This is a genomic window from Herbiconiux aconitum (assembly GCF_024979235.1).
In the GTDB taxonomy this organism is placed as follows: Bacteria; Actinomycetota; Actinomycetes; order Actinomycetales; family Microbacteriaceae; genus Herbiconiux; species Herbiconiux aconitum.
Genome location: NZ_JANLCM010000001.1, coordinates 1,518,769 through 1,532,498, shown reverse-complemented (window position 1 = coordinate 1,532,498; position 13,730 = coordinate 1,518,769). Strand labels below are relative to the sequence as shown.

The window sequence follows — 13,730 nt, the reverse complement described above, 5'->3', positions numbered from 1 at the left end:
TGGACGGAGATCGGCGCCGCGGCACCGAAAAGGAAGCTGAACCAGCCATCAGTACTGATAGGGGAACGCCGACCAGTCGGGCTCCCGCTTCTCGAGGAAGGAGTCGCGCCCCTCGACCGCCTCGTCGCTCGCGTAGGCGAGCCGAGTGGCCTCCCCGGCGAAGACCTGCTGGCCCACGAGCCCGTCGTCGACCGCATTGAAGGCATATTTCAGCATCCGGATGGCCGTGGGCGACTTGCCGAGGATGACGCGGGCCCACCGCAGCGCCTCCCTCTCGAGCTCGGCATGCGGCACGACCGCGTTGACCGCGCCCATCTCGTAGGCCCGCTGCGCGCTGTACTCCTCAGCCAGGAAGAAGATCTCGCGCGCCACCTTCTGACCCACCTGACGGGCGAGGTAGGCGCTGCCGTAGCCGCCGTCGAACGACCCGACATCGGCGTCGGTCTGCTTGAACCGGCCGTGCTCCTCGCTCGCCAGGGTGAGGTCGCACACCACGTGCAGCGAATGCCCTCCACCGGCCGCCCAGCCCGGAACCACCGCGATGACCACCTTCGGCATGAACCGGATGAGCCGCTGCACCTCGAGGATGTGGAGCCGGCCAGCGCGCGCCGTGTCGATTCCCTTCGCCGTCTCTTCGCGCGAGTACTGGTAGCCGTCGCGGCCCCGGATGCGTTGATCGCCCCCGCTGCAGAATGCCCAGCCGCCGTCTTTCGGGCTCGGACCGTTGCCCGTGACGAGCACCACGCCCACGCGCGGGTTCTGGCGCGCGTCGTCGAGCGCCGCGTACAGCTCGTCGACCGTCTTCGGTCGGAAGGCGTTGCGCACCTCGGGTCGGTCGAACGCGATTCGCGCCACCCGCCCCTCCTTGTCGAGGTGGTACGTGATGTCGGTGAAGCTCTCGGAGCCGGGCGCGACGACCCATTCGGCGGGGTCGAAGATGTCGGAGACAGCGGTGCGATCGGTCATGCTGCAAGGTTACGCGGTGAGCGCATCCGGGCCCGGGCGACGGGAGAATTGTGGATAAGTGCTCGCGGGTCGACACTTGTGGAGTGATAGTCGACGACGCCGTGACGCTGCCCGGGCTCGATGAGATCCTCGATCGCGTGCGGGTGGTCGCGATACCGCTGCACACCCGGTTCCGCGGGCAGACAGTGCGCGAGATCGCGGTGTTCGAAGGGCCGGAGGGCTGGACGGAGTTCTCGCCCTTCCCCGAATACGAGGATGCGGAGGCCGCCGCGTGGCTGCGCGGCGCCATCGACTTCGGCTGGGCACCATCGGCCCCCTCCCCGGCGGGGCGCACCGAGATCATGGTCAACGCGACCCTTCCGGCGGTGCCGGCCGACGAGGTCGAACGGGTGCTGGCGCACTACGACGGCTGCCGCACCGTGAAGGTGAAGGTGGCCGAACGCGGACAGACGCTCGACGACGATGTGGCCCGTGTGCGCGCGGCTCGCGCGGTGCTGGGTGCCGAGGGGCGCATCCGGATCGACGCGAACGCCGCGTGGAACGTCGACGAGGCGGAGCACGCCATCCACCGGCTCTGCGAGTTCGACCTCGAATACGTGGAGCAGCCCTGCGCGAGTATCGAGGAGCTCGCCGAGATCCGGTCACGGGTGGCCTACATGGGCATCCCCATCGCGGCCGACGAGAGCGTGCGCAAGGCGAGTGACCCGCTCGCGGTGGCGCGGGCCGGCGCCGCCGACATCCTCATCGTCAAGGCGCAACCGCTCGGCGGAGTGAGTCGCGCCCTCGCGATCGTGCGGGAAGCTGGACTTCCGGCCGTGGTGTCATCGGCACTCGAGAGCTCGGTGGGCATCGCGATGGGTGCTCAGCTGGCCGCTGCCCTGCCGTCGCTCGACTACGACTGCGGCCTCGCGACGGTCGACCTCTTCGAGGGCGACGTCGTGGCACCGGCACAGAGCCTCGTGCCGCGCGGCGGTCGCATCCCGGTGCGCCGCCCCGAGGTCGACTCCGACCTCCTGGCGCGCTACCAGGCTTCCGCAGAGCGCACCGACTGGTGGCGCGCCCGCCTCGCCCGGTGCCACGCCCTCCTGGCCGCCGCTGCGGCATCCGACCTCGTCGACCCAGAACCCACGTCGCTTCTCTGACGCCTGTCGTCTGATCCGGCGACGGCCTAGAGGCCCGAGTAGACGTGCAGCCCCTTGAAGAAGACGTTCACGACACCGAAGTTGAACAGCACCGCCGCGAAACCCACGATCGCGAGCCACGCCGAGCGTGAGCCGCGCCATCCGCGGGTCGCCCGCGCGTGGATGTAACCGGCGTAGATGACCCAGATGATGAAGGTCCAGACTTCCTTCGTGTCCCAACCCCAGTAGCGACCCCAGGCCCGTTCGGCCCAGATGGCGCCGGCGATGAGCGTGAAGGTCCAGAGCACGAAGCCGACGATGTTCACCCGGTAGGCGAGGCGCTCCAGCGTCTCGGAGTCGGGCAGCGTCTTCAGGAACCGCAACCGCAGCGCCGACGCGATCCTCGACACCGAGTCGCCCTTGGTCTGGAGAAGCTGGATGACCGACAGCGCACCGCCGAGCGAGAAGAACGCCGTGCCCAGGATGGCCACCAGCACGTGGATGACGAGCCAGGCCGACTGCAATGCCGGCGGCAGCGGCGAGACGCTCACGTAGTAGTTGACCGTGGAGATGCCGAGCAGCACCAGCACCAGACCGGTCACGAAGGTGCCGAGGAAGCGCAGGTCTTCACGGATCAGAAGCACCAAGAACACCGCCACGATCAACAGGGTTCCGGTGATCGAGAACTCGTACATGTTCGCCCACGGCACCCGCGCTGCCGCGATGCCACGGAGAATCACGCCGGCGAGCTGGATGACCCACGCCAGGATCGTGAACGACACCCCGAGTCGCAGAGCCACCGATCGTTTGCCCGCACCGTCGACTCCGGCGAGCGACACGAGGCCCGACTCAGCGGAACCGACTCCACCGGAACCCGGTGCTGCAGAGGAACCCGCAACCCCCACCGCAGCCGGAACCTTCGCCTCTGCGCCCTCGGTCGCCTTGCGCACGGTCGACGACCGCCGGGCCAGGTCGAGCGCGAAGGCCACGAAGGCCAGCGCATACACGGCCATGGCCGAGTAGATGAGGATGACGGAGATCTCGTCGAGGGTTTGCGTCGTCACAGCTAGAGCCTAAGCCTTCGGATCGGTCGGGGAAGAGGGAGGAACCGCAGCTGAGGACGAATCCTCGGAACCCGCGGATGTGGAGGAGGGGTCGACAGAGGAACCGGCGGAGGAGTCAGCAGACGACGCCGCGGGGAATCCGGAAGCATGCCGGGCCGCCAGCGCCGCCACGGCCTCCACGAGCCGCGGATCGTCGCCCCGCGCCAGCCCCGCGTACTCGACGTGCACCGCGCCGTCGGCCTTCGACGCCGCCTTCACCCACACGCGCCGGCGCGGGATGAACAGCGACGTCAGCAGCCCGCCGAGCACGAGCACGGCGAACAGCAGCACCCACCCCTGGGTCGGATCGTGGTGCACCTCGAACGAGGCGAACCGCTTCACGCCGTCGAGCGTCACGGTGCCGAGTCCGTTCGGCAGATCCATCGTCTCGCCCGGCTTCAACTCGATCGAGTCGACCCCGGTGTCACCACCGGTCAGCTGCGTCATCGCATCCGTGTCGAGCGTGTAAACGGATGCCGGCACCCCGCCGTCGAGCCCTAGGTCGCCGTCGTACACGTTCAGCGTCAGCACCGGATACTGCAGATCGGGGAACGAGGAGTAGTACACCCCGGAGTCCGCCTGCGCCTGAGTCGGGTAGAAGAAGCCGATCAGCCCCACCTGTTCGGGCAAGCCGTCGGGAACCTTCACGACCCCGAGCGAGGTGAGCGCAGAATCCTGCGGCAGGAAGGGCACCGAGTCGGTGAACACGACGTCGCCCGCGGGGTTGCGGATCGTGATCGTGGGCGCGTAGCCGTTGCCGAGCAGGTAGACGTCGGTGCCGCCGATCTTCAGCGGGCTGTTGACCTTGATGTCGTTGTCCGAGGTGTCACCCGAGGCATCCGTCGTCGTCACGGCCGCGTTGTAGTCGAGCGGCTGGCCGAAGGCCTTGAGCGACTGCGTCTCGTAGCTCGCCGAGAAGGAGTCGAGCGTGATGGCGTAGGGCGAGAGCTGACTGTCGCTGAAGAAGCGCCCCGGGTTGAAGGAGTCATAGGCCAGCAACGTGTTCACGAAGGTCTGCCCCTCCACCACGACGCGCTGGCCGTTGTAGCCGAACCCGCCGCCGATGCCGACGGTGATGAGGATGCCGACCAGCGCCGAGTGAAACACCAGGTTGCCGGTCTCGCGCAGATAGCCGCGCTCGGCCGAGACCGACACGGTCTCGCGGCCCGTGCGTGCGTCGACGCCCGTGAACACGACGGTGCGGTAGCGCTGCCGCTTCAGCAACGCCCGGGCCGACTCGATGACGGAGGCGGGGGTGACGGATGCGCCACCTGCGACACCGTCGATGTCCCGCGTCGTGAACCCCGCCAGCCGCGACAACCGCGCGGGCGTGCGCGGGGGCTGGGCGCGCAGGGCGTCGAAGTGGTGCTTGGTGCGCGGGATCACGCATCCGATCAGCGAGATGAACAGCAGCAGGTAGATCGACGAGAACCACACCGAGGTGTAGACGTTGAAGGCCTGCAGCTTGTCGAGGAACGGCGCGAGATCGGGGTTGTCGACGAAGTACTGCGTGACCCCGTTCGGGTCGGCGGCCCGCTGCGGCACGAGCGACCCCGGCACGGCCGCGAGCGCGAGCAGCAACAACAGGAACAGGGCGGTGCGCATGCTGGTGAGCTGCCGCCAGAACCAGCGCAGCCAGCCCGTGAAGCCGAGCCGCGGAAGCGTGACCTCCGCGGAGTCGAAGTGATCAGATGGGCGAGACAAAGCCGTTGATCACCGCCTGCATCTCGTAGATCCAGATGGTCCAGAGGCCGGAGACCATGAGGATGCCGATGGCCACCAGAACGACGCCGCCCACGATGTTGATGGTGCGGATGTGGCGCTTCAGGAACTTCACCGAACTGGTGACCCAGTTCAGGCCGAGCGCCACGAGGAGGAAGGGCAGGCCGAGCCCGATGCAGTAGAAGAGGCCGAGCAGCACACCGCTCCAGGCCGATCCGCTCGTGAGGCTGAGCGCTTGGATGGCGCCGAGGGTCGGGCCGATGCACGGGGTCCAGCCGAGGCCGAAGACCACGCCCAGGATCGGCGCGCCGGCCAATCCCGTCGCCGGTCGCCAGCTCGGCTTGAAGGTGCGCTGCAAGAAGCTGAACTGGCCGATGAACACCAGACCGAGCGCGATGACGACCACGCCCATGATGCGGGTGACGAGGTCTTGCCAGACGATCAGCCAGGTGCCGAGTGCCCCGAATGCGGCCGAATAGGCGAGGAAGATCACCGAGAAGCCGAGGATGAACAAGGCGATGCCGAGGAGCATCCGTCGCCGCCCCGCCTTGCGGTCTCCGGCCCCGGCGCCCGCCTCGGAGATGCCTCCGACATAGGCGAGATAGCCCGGCACGAGCGGGAGCACGCAGGGCGACGCGAACGAGACGAGGCCGGCGAGCAGCGCGATCGGGATGGCGAGGAGCAGCTGACCGCTCAGCACGACCTCGGCGAAGGGGTTGCCCACGGCGTCAGCTCGATCCGTCGGGGCCGGCTGGGGCCGCCGCCGTGCCACCGGAACCGGCCGCGGCAGGTGTCGGCGTCGGGTCGCCTGACTCTCCGCTGTCGCCCCCCGGCAGGTTCGACTTGATGAGCGTCTCGAGGATCGACGCGTCGGTCAGCTGGCCCAGGATGCGCGCGGCGACCCGGCCCTGCGGATCGAGCACCAGCGTGGTCGGCACCGCGTTCGGCGCCACCGTGCCGGCGAAGGCGAGCTGCATCGCGCCGTCGGTGTCGACCACCGAAGGGTAGGAGACGCCGTACTTCTCGGCGAACGCGACCGCGGTGGGCGGCTGGTCGCGCACGTTCACGCCGAGGAACGACACGCCCTGCCCCTCGAATTCGCCGTTCAGCTTCTCGAGTGCGGGGGCCTCGGCGCGGCAGGGCGCGCATCCGGCGTACCAGAAATTGAGCACGACGACCTGGCCGGTGTAGTCGCTCGCGGAGACCGGGTCGCCGTTCTCGTCGGTGCCGGAGAACTGCACGGCGGCTCCGCGATCGGCCAGCGGAACCTCGGTGATCGACCCGTCACCGGAGATGTAGTTCTTGTTGCTGCCCTCGAGATACTGCTGGGCGAGCGGGTCGTTCGAGCAGCCCGCGAGCAACAGGGCGACGGCAGCGAGTGCCGCGGCGGCAGCGATGCGGAACCTGGTCGAGGTGCGGGTCACACTGCCCCCACGTCGGTGGCGGAGGCGGCGAGGGCCGCTGCGGGGTCGACGTAGCCGACCTCGACGAAGCGGTCGCCCCGGCGCTCGAAGGTGGTGATGCTCGACAGCGCGCACCGGCGCTTTCGCGGGTCGTGCGGCAGTCTCTCGCCCACGATGGTGCGGTGCGCCATCCAGATCGGCAGCTGATGGCTGACCATCACGACGTCTCCGTCGTCGACGGAGGCGTGCGCATCCGTCATGGCAGCGAGCATCCGTGCCGAGATGGAGGTGAAGGCCTCGCCCCAGGCGGGGCGCCAGGGGTTCCAGAGGAAGCGCCACATGCGAGGATCGCGAAGTGCCCCGCCGGGGCCGCGCATCCGTCGACCCTCGAAGGCGTTGGTGGGCTCGATGATGCGCTCTTCGACGCCCGGCGTCAGTTCGAGTGCCCGAGCGATGGGCTGACCCGACTCGCGGGCACGCTGGAGCGGAGAGGTGTAGAGCGCGCTGATCGGACGCTTGCGGGCCACAAGGTCGTCGGCCGCGGCCTTCGCCATGCGGTGCCCGAGATCGGAGAGGCCGAAATTCGGCAGACGCCCGTAGAGCACTTCGTCGGGGTTGAAGACTTCGCCGTGGCGGACGAGGTGGATCTGGCTGGCGGGCACGATACCCAGTCTACGAGCGGCCTAACCGCGAGAACGCCGAGAGCATCGTCATCTGTTAGCTCCGCTACACGGATTATGTAGAACTCTGCAATTGTGCTGAACAGTTTCCTGAGGTGAAATGGATCTCAGAAAGGCTTAATCATGACCATCATCACGCTCTCCATCTTCGCCGTCGTCGCTTCCGCCGGAATCGCCGCCACCATCGCCGCCATGCGCGTCGACGGATACCGCCGCGTTCCCACGCAGGAGTCCTGATCCGTCGCAGCCGGGCGCATCCGTCGGCCACCGGCGCTGCCGGGTTGGCTCGCAGGTAGACTCGTTACCCGTGACCGAACGCACCCTCGTCAAGAACCTTGCCGCATCGCCCGATGGGCCCGTCGCCGTCTCCGGCTGGGTCGATACGGTGCGCGATCAGAAGAAGGTGCAGTTCGTCGTTCTTCGTGACGAGTCCGGCGCCGTTCAGTTGGTGAACCCGCGAACGGATGAGACCGAAGAGGTCGCCGAGATCATCTCGGGCCTCTCACAGGGCTCCTTCATCACGGTCACCGGCGAGCTCAAGCACGACGAGCGCGTGAAGCTCGGCGGCATCGAGGTGAAGCTCGCGACGCTCGTGGTGGAGACCGCAGCCATCCCGGAGACGCCGATCGCGGCCGACTCGGGCATCGACAAGCGCATGGACTGGCGCTTCCTCGACCTGCGCCGCCCTGAGCAGAACCTCGTCTTCCGCGTGCAGACCACGCTCGAGCACGCCTGGCGCACCTACTGGGTCGAGCACGACTTCATCGAGATCCACACTCCGAAGCTCATGGCCTCGGCATCGGAATCGCGCGCCGAACTGTTCGAGGTCGACTACTTCGAGGGCAAGGCCTACCTTGCCCAGAGCCCGCAGTTCTTCAAGCAGATGGCACAGCCTGCCGGCTTCGGCAAGGTGTTCGAGGTCGGGCCCGCGTTCCGCGCCGACCCCTCCTTCACCTCTCGGCACGCCACCGAGTTCACCAGCGTCGACGCGGAGATCTCGTGGATCGACTCGCACGAAGACGTCATGCAGCTGCACGAAGAGCTCATGGTCGCGGGCCTGCGCGCGGTCAAGGAGAAGCACGGCGAGGAGATCAAAGCTCTGTTCGACGTCGACATCGAGGTGCCGACGCAGCCGTTCCCGCGCATCCCGCTCGCTGAGGCGAAGGAGATCGTGGCGTCGCGCGGCTACGTCGTGCCACGCGAAGACGACGACATGGACCCGGAGGGCGAACGCCAGATCGCGGCCTACGTCAAGGAGACGTACGGGCACGACTTCGTGTTCCTCACCGACTATGCGTCGAGCATCCGGCCGTTCTACCACATGCGCCACGCGTCCGATCCGACGTTGACCAACAGCTACGACCTCATCTACAACGGGGTCGAGATCTCCACCGGCGCTCAGCGCGAGCACCGCGTCGAGGTGCTGATCGAGCAGGCGCGCGAGAAGGGCCTCGACCCCGAGGAGCTCGGGTTCTACCTCGACTTCTTCCGCTACGGGGTGCCGCCGCACGGCGGGTTCGGCATGGGCCTGTCGCGCGTGCTCATGCTGATGCTGCACCAAACGAACCTCCGCGAGGTCGTCTACCTGTTCCGCGGGCCGACCCGATTGCTGCCGTAGCGCTAGTTTTTATGCAAATAGTGAGGACCGACCGCCTATAGGGGGTCGGTCCTCACTATTTGCATAAAAAGCTGGTCAGAGCTCGATGTCGACCGACGCGCGCTGCGCGACGCGCGCCTTCACCTGCGGCACCACCTCGAGGTGCGCCGGATGCGTCTGGTAGGCGTCGAGGTCGGCGAGCGACGCGAAGTCGGCGACCAGCAGGACATCCCAGTTCGCCTCGAAGTAGGCCATGTTGGGGCCGACGTCGAGAGCCGCGATCGACGGCACGACGCCGACGAGGCCCGAGAGCAGACGGGCGATCTCGGCTGCATCGGCAGCCTTCTCAGCGGGGTCGGTTGCCTCGAGCTTCCACGCGACGACGTGACGGATCATGCGGATGCCTCCAGGAGAGCGGTGCGGAGACGGGCCGGTTCGACCCGCCAGATCGTGTGCACCCGGCCGTCGATCATGACCACCGGGATCTCCTCAGCGAACTCGTCCAGGAGGGCGGGATTGTCGAGGATCGACAGTTCGGTCACGTTCACGTCGACTGACGGAACCGAGGAATCGGCAGCCAGGTCGTCGAGCACCCCTCGGATCGCGTCGCGAGCGTCGTCGCAGAGGTGACACCCCGGTTTGCCGATGAGCGTGAGTGAGACGGAGGGCACCGTCTCAGCCTACCGAGCACTCGACCCGTGACCGGTCGCGATCACAGCGTGAAGTCGGGCTTCACCATCCAGGCCGTGGACTCCTCCAGTCGGCCGAGCAACGCCAGCGCACTCATCGCAGCGTGCTCAAAACCCAGGTGCGAGTAGACATCGACAGCCAGCGGCGGCGGCTCGCCGAACTTGGGGATCTCGACCTCCACCCGGGCACCGCTTTCGAGCTCGATGAACGGATGCGCCGTGCCGGCACCATGAATCGGCCGGTCGACCGCGAGCGCCACGACCACGAGCGCGTCGAGCTTGGTCACCGCTTCGCGGACGACCAGGGTGGCGCAGTACTCGACGGCAGCATCGCTCATGGGCGGCCAAAGCAAAAAGCGCCAGACGCGATGTCTGGCGCTCTGCTCGCGTAGCGAGACCTCAGGTCGGGCTACTTCTTGTTGCGACGCTGGTGGCGAGTCTTGCGAAGCAGCTTGCGATGCTTCTTCTTCGCCATGCGCTTGCGACGCTTCTTGATTACAGAACCCACACAAACCTCACACGTATCAGGATGACCACGCCGAAAACCGGCGGCCGGCCAAAGGGCCTCGGAGAAGTGTACCAGCTACCGTCAGGCCGAATCGGCGACGTGGTCTGCCACGTGGTTCTCCACGGCCGATGCCACCGCCGACTCCGGAACTCGGAAGGAACGGCCGAAACGGATCGCCGGAAGCTCACCGGAGTGAACGAGCCGATACACGGTCATCTTCGAAACCCGCATCATCTCGGCCACCTCGGCGACCGTGAGGAACTTCACGTCATCCAGGTCCGCAGCCATGGCGAAACCATAGCGGCTGGATGGCCCCACGGGCAACAGCAGTCCCATGCGCACCAGCGCGACATCCGCACCGCTACCGGGCGAACTCAGCGCCTCAGCTTCGACACCAGGTCGTCGGCCACCGACTTCACCGCGTGCGAGGTGGCCGCGGCGCGCCGGCCCACGTTCTGGCCGAAGGTCGCGGCGGCCGACTTCACGGCGTCGGACGCGTTGTCCCACAGCTCGTCCGACGCGGCTTCGTCGAAGTCGGCGGAGAGGAACGGGATGATCCAGTCCTCCACATCTTCGAGCGGCGACACGTCGATCTTGTAGAAGCGGTGCTGGCCCTCCTCGCGCACCATCACCAACCCCGCATCCCGCAGCACCTTGAGGTGCTTGGAGACGGTCGGCTGGCTCAGTTCGAGCTGCGACACCAGTTCCGAGACGCTGAACTCCCCCTCGCCCGCGCCGGATGCGCTCGGGCTGTCGGAGGAGACGTAACGCTCGAGCAGCAACGACAGGAGCTGACGCCTGGTGGGGTCAGCGATCACTGAGAAGATGTCGGCCATGCGTCCAGGGTAGTGGTGCGCCCCCGCATCCGCGCCACCCCGGGTAGCATTGCAGCGTTCAAACAGGGGCAGCTCGTTGGCCCGCGCGAGGCGAGGATCAGAGATGAGCATCCGCAGCACGGTGACCGCCCGCAGCCCGCTGCACCGGAGCCGCACCTGGATCGGCCGCGTGCGCGATGCGATGCGCGAATTCTCCGAGCATTCGCCCTCGCGATTCGCGATCCTCATCTTCGCGTCGCTCGTTCTGATCTTCACCGTGCTTTTCTCGTTGCCGATCTCAAGCGCCTCGGGCAAGGCGACGGGCCTGGCCGATTCGCTGTTCACCGCGGTCTCGGTCATCTGCGTCACCGGTCTCTCCACGGTCGACATGGCCACCTACTGGTCGGTGTTCGGCCACGTGCTCGTTTACATCGGAGTGCAGATCGGTGCGCTCGGCGTGCTGACTCTCGCGAGCATCCTGGGGCTCGTCATCTCCCGTCGACTCGGCTTGCGTGCGCGCCTGATCGCCGCGAGCGACACCAACCCGCTCCGGATGCATCATGGTCCGGTGGCCGAGGGACAGGCAGTGCGCCTCGGCGAAATCGGCTCGCTGCTCGCCACGGTCGCGATCAGCGCCTTGGTGATCGAGCTCGCCCTCGCCGTGCTCCTGCTGCCCCGGATGCTGATCGACGGCATCCCGATCGGCGAAGCGGTCTGGTTCAGCCTCTACTACTCCGCGATGGCATTCACGAACACGGGATTCTCGCCGAACGCCGAAGGTCTCACACCGTTCGCGAACGACTACTTCTTTCTCACCATCCTGATGATCGGCGTTTTTCTCGGCAGCATCGGGTTCCCGGTCATCTACACGCTCTCCCGGAGCATGAAGGGCTGGAAGCTCCGGCGCAGGCAGAAGAAGCTGAACCGACCCCCGCGCTGGTCGGTGCACGTGAAGCTCACGTTGGTCACGAGTGCGTTGCTCATCGTGTTCGGGGCGGCGCTCTACATCATCCTCGAGTTCGACAATCCGAAGACCTTCGGGTCGCTCGGCGCGGGCGACACGGTGTTCCAGAGCTTCTTCCTCTCGGTGATGACACGGTCGGGCGGATTCTCGACCATCAGCATCCCCGATCTCAACGGATCGAGCCTGCTCGTCACCGACATGTTGATGTTCATCGGCGGTGGTTCGGCCTCGACGGCCGGCGGCATAAAAGTCACGACCCTGGCCGTGCTGTTCCTCGCGGCCTTCGCGGAAGCCCGCGGAAACCAGGAGATGGAGGCGTTCAGCCGGCGCATCCCGAGCGACGTGCTGCGATTGGGCGTCTCGGTCGTGCTCTGGGGGGCGACGACGGTTGCGGTGTCGAGCATCCTCATCCTGCAGATCTCGAAGGCACCGCTCGACTTCGTGCTCTTCGACGTGATCTCCGCGTTCGCGACCTCCGGTCTCACCACCGGTCTGACTGCATCCCTGCCCGATGCCGGGGTGTACATCATGGCGGCGACCATGTTCATGGGGCGCGTTGGTACAGTGACTCTCGCCGCCGCCCTGGCCGCGAGCCAGCGGCAGCAGCTCTACAAGCGCCCAGAAGAGAGGCCCATCGTTGGTTGACCGGATCAAACACGACGCCCCGGTTCTCGTGATCGGCCTGGGTCGCTTCGGCGCGGCCACCGCCGGCGAGCTCGACCGCTTGGGCCGCGAAGTGCTCGCGATCGACGAAGACGAGCGGCTCGTGCAGAAGTGGTCGGAGCGAGTGACGCACACCGTTCAGGCCGACGCGAAGAACGTCGAGGCGCTGCGGCAGATCGGGGCGGGGGAGTTCCAGATCGCCGTCGTCGCCGTGGGGTCCTCGATCGAGGCGTCCGTTCTCATCACGGCCAACCTGGTCGATCTGCGCGTGCCGCAGATCTGGGCGAAGGCGATCTCGCGGTCGCACGGCAAGATCCTCGAGCGGATCGGCGCGAACCACGTCATCTACCCCGAGGCCGAGGCCGGCGAGCGGGTGGCGCACCTGGTATCGGGGCGCATGCTCGACTTCATCGAGTTCGACGACGACTTCGCGCTGGTGAAGATGTATCCGCCGAAGCCGATCCGGGGGCTCAACCTCACCGAGTCGGGCGTGCGCACGAAGTATCACGTGACAGTGGTGGGGGTGAAGAGCCCGGGCAAGCCGTTCACCTACGCGACCGAGTCGACGGTGGTGTCGAACCATGACCTCATCATCGTGTCGGGCAAGTCGTCCGACATCGAGACCTTCGCGGCACTGGGGAATTAGCCGGCGGCCAGCTCCTTCGCGCGCGCCAGGGCCGCATCCGTCGCCTTCGTGAAGAGGGCGGGGAGGTCGGCTTGCTGCAGCACGGCGAGCGCGCGTTCGGTCGTGCCCTTCGGGCTCGTCACCTGGATGCGGAGCTCGGTCGGGGTCTTTCCGGATGCGACGAGGAGTTCGGATGCGCCGGCGAAGGTTCCGTTGACCAGTTCGGCCGCCTGCTCGGTTGTGAACCCCTTCTCCACAGCAGCGGCCGTCAACGCTTCTATCAACAGAAACACGTAGGCGGGCCCCGAACCGGAGATGGTGCTGAGAGCATCGAGCTGTGATTCCGGAACCTCGACCACCGTGCCCACCGTCTCGAACAGCGAGCGCACGAGGGCGAGGTCGGCCTCGCTCGATCGAGTGCCGGCCGATAGGCCCGTGACGGCGCGGCCGACCACGGCCGGCGTGTTGGGCATCGACCGCAGCACCGACACGGTCGACGGCAGGTGCGCCTCGAACGTGGCCACGGTCACGCCCGCGGCGACGCTCACCACGATCGCGCCCGGCTCGAGAGACGCGGCGATCTCGTCGAGCAGATCGGGCACCATCGCCGGCTTCACGGCCACGATCACGACGGCGGCGCCGGCGACTGCGCGCCGGTTCGCATCCGGGTCGTCGTCGGTGGCGAACGCGGTCACGCCGGGGGTGTCGGCCAGCTCGGCGGCGCGCGCGGCCGAGCGGTTGGTCACCCGGATGCCCCCGATCACCTCGACCGTCGGGGCAAGCAGTCCGCTCAGCACGGCTCGGCCCATGGAGCCGGCGCCGAGCAGCGCGATGGAGGGGAGCTGAGTGGAGTCGGCGAGCGTCATCAGTCCAT

General features: G+C 67.3%; 17 protein-coding genes. 4 read left to right on the top strand and 13 right to left on the bottom strand.

Annotation, left to right across the window (positions count from 1 at the left end; all coding sequences use genetic code 11):
- Positions 1-48 precede the first annotated feature (48 nt).
- Positions 49-966, bottom strand: a complete 918-nt coding sequence (locus tag N1027_RS07145) for a 1,4-dihydroxy-2-naphthoyl-CoA synthase (RefSeq protein ID WP_259506511.1) — start codon at positions 964-966, stop codon at positions 49-51.
- Between the two features lie 101 nt (positions 967-1,067).
- On the opposite strand from N1027_RS07145, the gene N1027_RS07140 reads away from it, so the two are divergent.
- Complete coding sequence (locus N1027_RS07140) at positions 1,068-2,108, top strand: o-succinylbenzoate synthase (RefSeq protein WP_372499716.1); 1,041 nt, start codon at positions 1,068-1,070, stop codon at positions 2,106-2,108.
- Between the two features lie 26 nt (positions 2,109-2,134).
- Here the strand turns inward: N1027_RS07140 and ccsB are convergent, their stop codons facing one another.
- The 5 genes from ccsB to N1027_RS07115 are packed head-to-tail and all read right to left on the bottom strand — an operon-like array spanning position 2,135 to position 6,977.
- Positions 2,135-3,151, bottom strand: a complete 1,017-nt coding sequence (gene ccsB, locus N1027_RS07135; RefSeq protein ID WP_259506508.1) for a c-type cytochrome biogenesis protein CcsB — start codon at positions 3,149-3,151, stop codon at positions 2,135-2,137.
- A gap of 9 nt (positions 3,152-3,160) precedes the next feature.
- A complete protein-coding gene (gene resB, locus N1027_RS07130) occupies positions 3,161-4,894 on the bottom strand; it encodes a cytochrome c biogenesis protein ResB (RefSeq protein WP_259506506.1) in 1,734 nt (577 codons plus the stop codon).
- The gene (locus tag N1027_RS07125; RefSeq protein WP_092549115.1) at positions 4,878-5,636 is read right to left on the bottom strand and encodes a cytochrome c biogenesis CcdA family protein; all 759 of its coding nucleotides are present in this window, start codon (positions 5,634-5,636) and stop codon (positions 4,878-4,880) included. Before N1027_RS07125 ends, resB begins: the two co-directional genes overlap by 17 nt.
- A 4-nt stretch (positions 5,637-5,640) precedes the next feature.
- Positions 5,641-6,336, bottom strand: coding sequence for a TlpA disulfide reductase family protein (locus N1027_RS07120; RefSeq protein WP_259506503.1), 696 nt, complete (start codon positions 6,334-6,336; stop codon positions 5,641-5,643).
- Complete coding sequence (locus N1027_RS07115) at positions 6,333-6,977, bottom strand: histidine phosphatase family protein (RefSeq protein WP_259506501.1); 645 nt, start codon at positions 6,975-6,977, stop codon at positions 6,333-6,335. Before N1027_RS07115 ends, N1027_RS07120 begins: the two co-directional genes overlap by 4 nt.
- Before the next feature lie 325 nt (positions 6,978-7,302).
- Between N1027_RS07115 and aspS the strand changes: the two genes are divergently transcribed.
- The gene (gene aspS, locus N1027_RS07110; protein ID WP_259506500.1) at positions 7,303-8,613 is read left to right on the top strand and encodes an aspartate--tRNA(Asn) ligase; all 1,311 of its coding nucleotides are present in this window, start codon (positions 7,303-7,305) and stop codon (positions 8,611-8,613) included.
- A gap of 75 nt (positions 8,614-8,688) precedes the next feature.
- Here aspS and N1027_RS07105 read toward each other — a convergent pair whose 3' ends face one another.
- The 6 genes from N1027_RS07105 to N1027_RS07080 form a co-directional block, all read right to left on the bottom strand.
- Positions 8,689-8,988 (bottom strand): Dabb family protein, encoded by a 300-nt coding sequence (locus tag N1027_RS07105; protein ID WP_259506498.1) that lies wholly within the window; start codon positions 8,986-8,988, stop codon positions 8,689-8,691.
- Positions 8,985-9,263 carry a glutaredoxin family protein gene (locus tag N1027_RS07100; protein ID WP_259506496.1) on the bottom strand — a complete coding sequence of 93 codons (279 nt, stop codon included), beginning with the start codon at positions 9,261-9,263 and terminating at the stop codon, positions 8,985-8,987. The genes N1027_RS07105 and N1027_RS07100 overlap by 4 nt, the downstream gene beginning before the upstream one ends.
- Before the next feature lie 41 nt (positions 9,264-9,304).
- Positions 9,305-9,619, bottom strand: coding sequence for a hypothetical protein (locus N1027_RS07095; RefSeq protein ID WP_259506494.1), 315 nt, complete (start codon positions 9,617-9,619; stop codon positions 9,305-9,307).
- Between the two features lie 71 nt (positions 9,620-9,690).
- Positions 9,691-9,789 carry a 30S ribosomal protein bS22 gene (locus N1027_RS07090; RefSeq protein ID WP_003792170.1) on the bottom strand — a complete coding sequence of 33 codons (99 nt, stop codon included), beginning with the start codon at positions 9,787-9,789 and terminating at the stop codon, positions 9,691-9,693.
- Between the two features lie 81 nt (positions 9,790-9,870).
- Complete coding sequence (locus tag N1027_RS07085) at positions 9,871-10,077, bottom strand: helix-turn-helix domain-containing protein (protein WP_259506492.1); 207 nt, start codon at positions 10,075-10,077, stop codon at positions 9,871-9,873.
- A gap of 86 nt (positions 10,078-10,163) precedes the next feature.
- Entirely contained in the window at positions 10,164-10,625 is a 462-nt protein-coding gene (locus N1027_RS07080) for an ArsR/SmtB family transcription factor (protein ID WP_092549139.1), read from the bottom strand.
- Positions 10,626-10,728: 103 nt separating this feature from the next.
- Between N1027_RS07080 and N1027_RS07075 the strand changes: the two genes are divergently transcribed.
- Entirely contained in the window at positions 10,729-12,213 is a 1,485-nt protein-coding gene (locus tag N1027_RS07075) for a TrkH family potassium uptake protein (protein ID WP_372499689.1), read from the top strand.
- Entirely contained in the window at positions 12,206-12,877 is a 672-nt protein-coding gene (locus N1027_RS07070; RefSeq protein ID WP_259506489.1) for a potassium channel family protein, read from the top strand. The genes N1027_RS07075 and N1027_RS07070 overlap by 8 nt, the downstream gene beginning before the upstream one ends.
- Here the strand turns inward: N1027_RS07070 and proC are convergent.
- Positions 12,874-13,722 carry a pyrroline-5-carboxylate reductase gene (gene proC, locus N1027_RS07065; RefSeq protein ID WP_259506487.1) on the bottom strand — a complete coding sequence of 283 codons (849 nt, stop codon included), beginning with the start codon at positions 13,720-13,722 and terminating at the stop codon, positions 12,874-12,876. The genes N1027_RS07070 and proC overlap by 4 nt on opposite strands.
- Positions 13,723-13,730: the final 8 nt, after the last annotated feature.

Bases quoted from the DNA above. Each gene is read 5' to 3' on its own strand.
- N1027_RS07085 (WP_259506492.1), bottom strand. From the start codon at position 10,077: ATGGCTGCGGACCTGGATGACGTGAAGTTCCTCACGGTCGCCGAGGTG.
- N1027_RS07095 (WP_259506494.1), bottom strand. From the start codon at position 9,619: ATGAGCGATGCTGCCGTCGAGTACTGCGCCACCCTGGTCGTCCGCGAA.
- N1027_RS07105 (WP_259506498.1), bottom strand. From the start codon at position 8,988: ATGATCCGTCACGTCGTCGCGTGGAAGCTCGAGGCAACCGACCCCGCT.
- N1027_RS07145 (WP_259506511.1), bottom strand. From the start codon at position 966: ATGACCGATCGCACCGCTGTCTCCGACATCTTCGACCCCGCCGAATGG.
- N1027_RS07075 (WP_372499689.1), top strand. From the start codon at position 10,729: ATGAGCATCCGCAGCACGGTGACCGCCCGCAGCCCGCTGCACCGGAGC.
- N1027_RS07080 (WP_092549139.1), bottom strand. From the start codon at position 10,625: ATGGCCGACATCTTCTCAGTGATCGCTGACCCCACCAGGCGTCAGCTC.
- proC (WP_259506487.1), bottom strand. From the start codon at position 13,722: ATGACGCTCGCCGACTCCACTCAGCTCCCCTCCATCGCGCTGCTCGGC.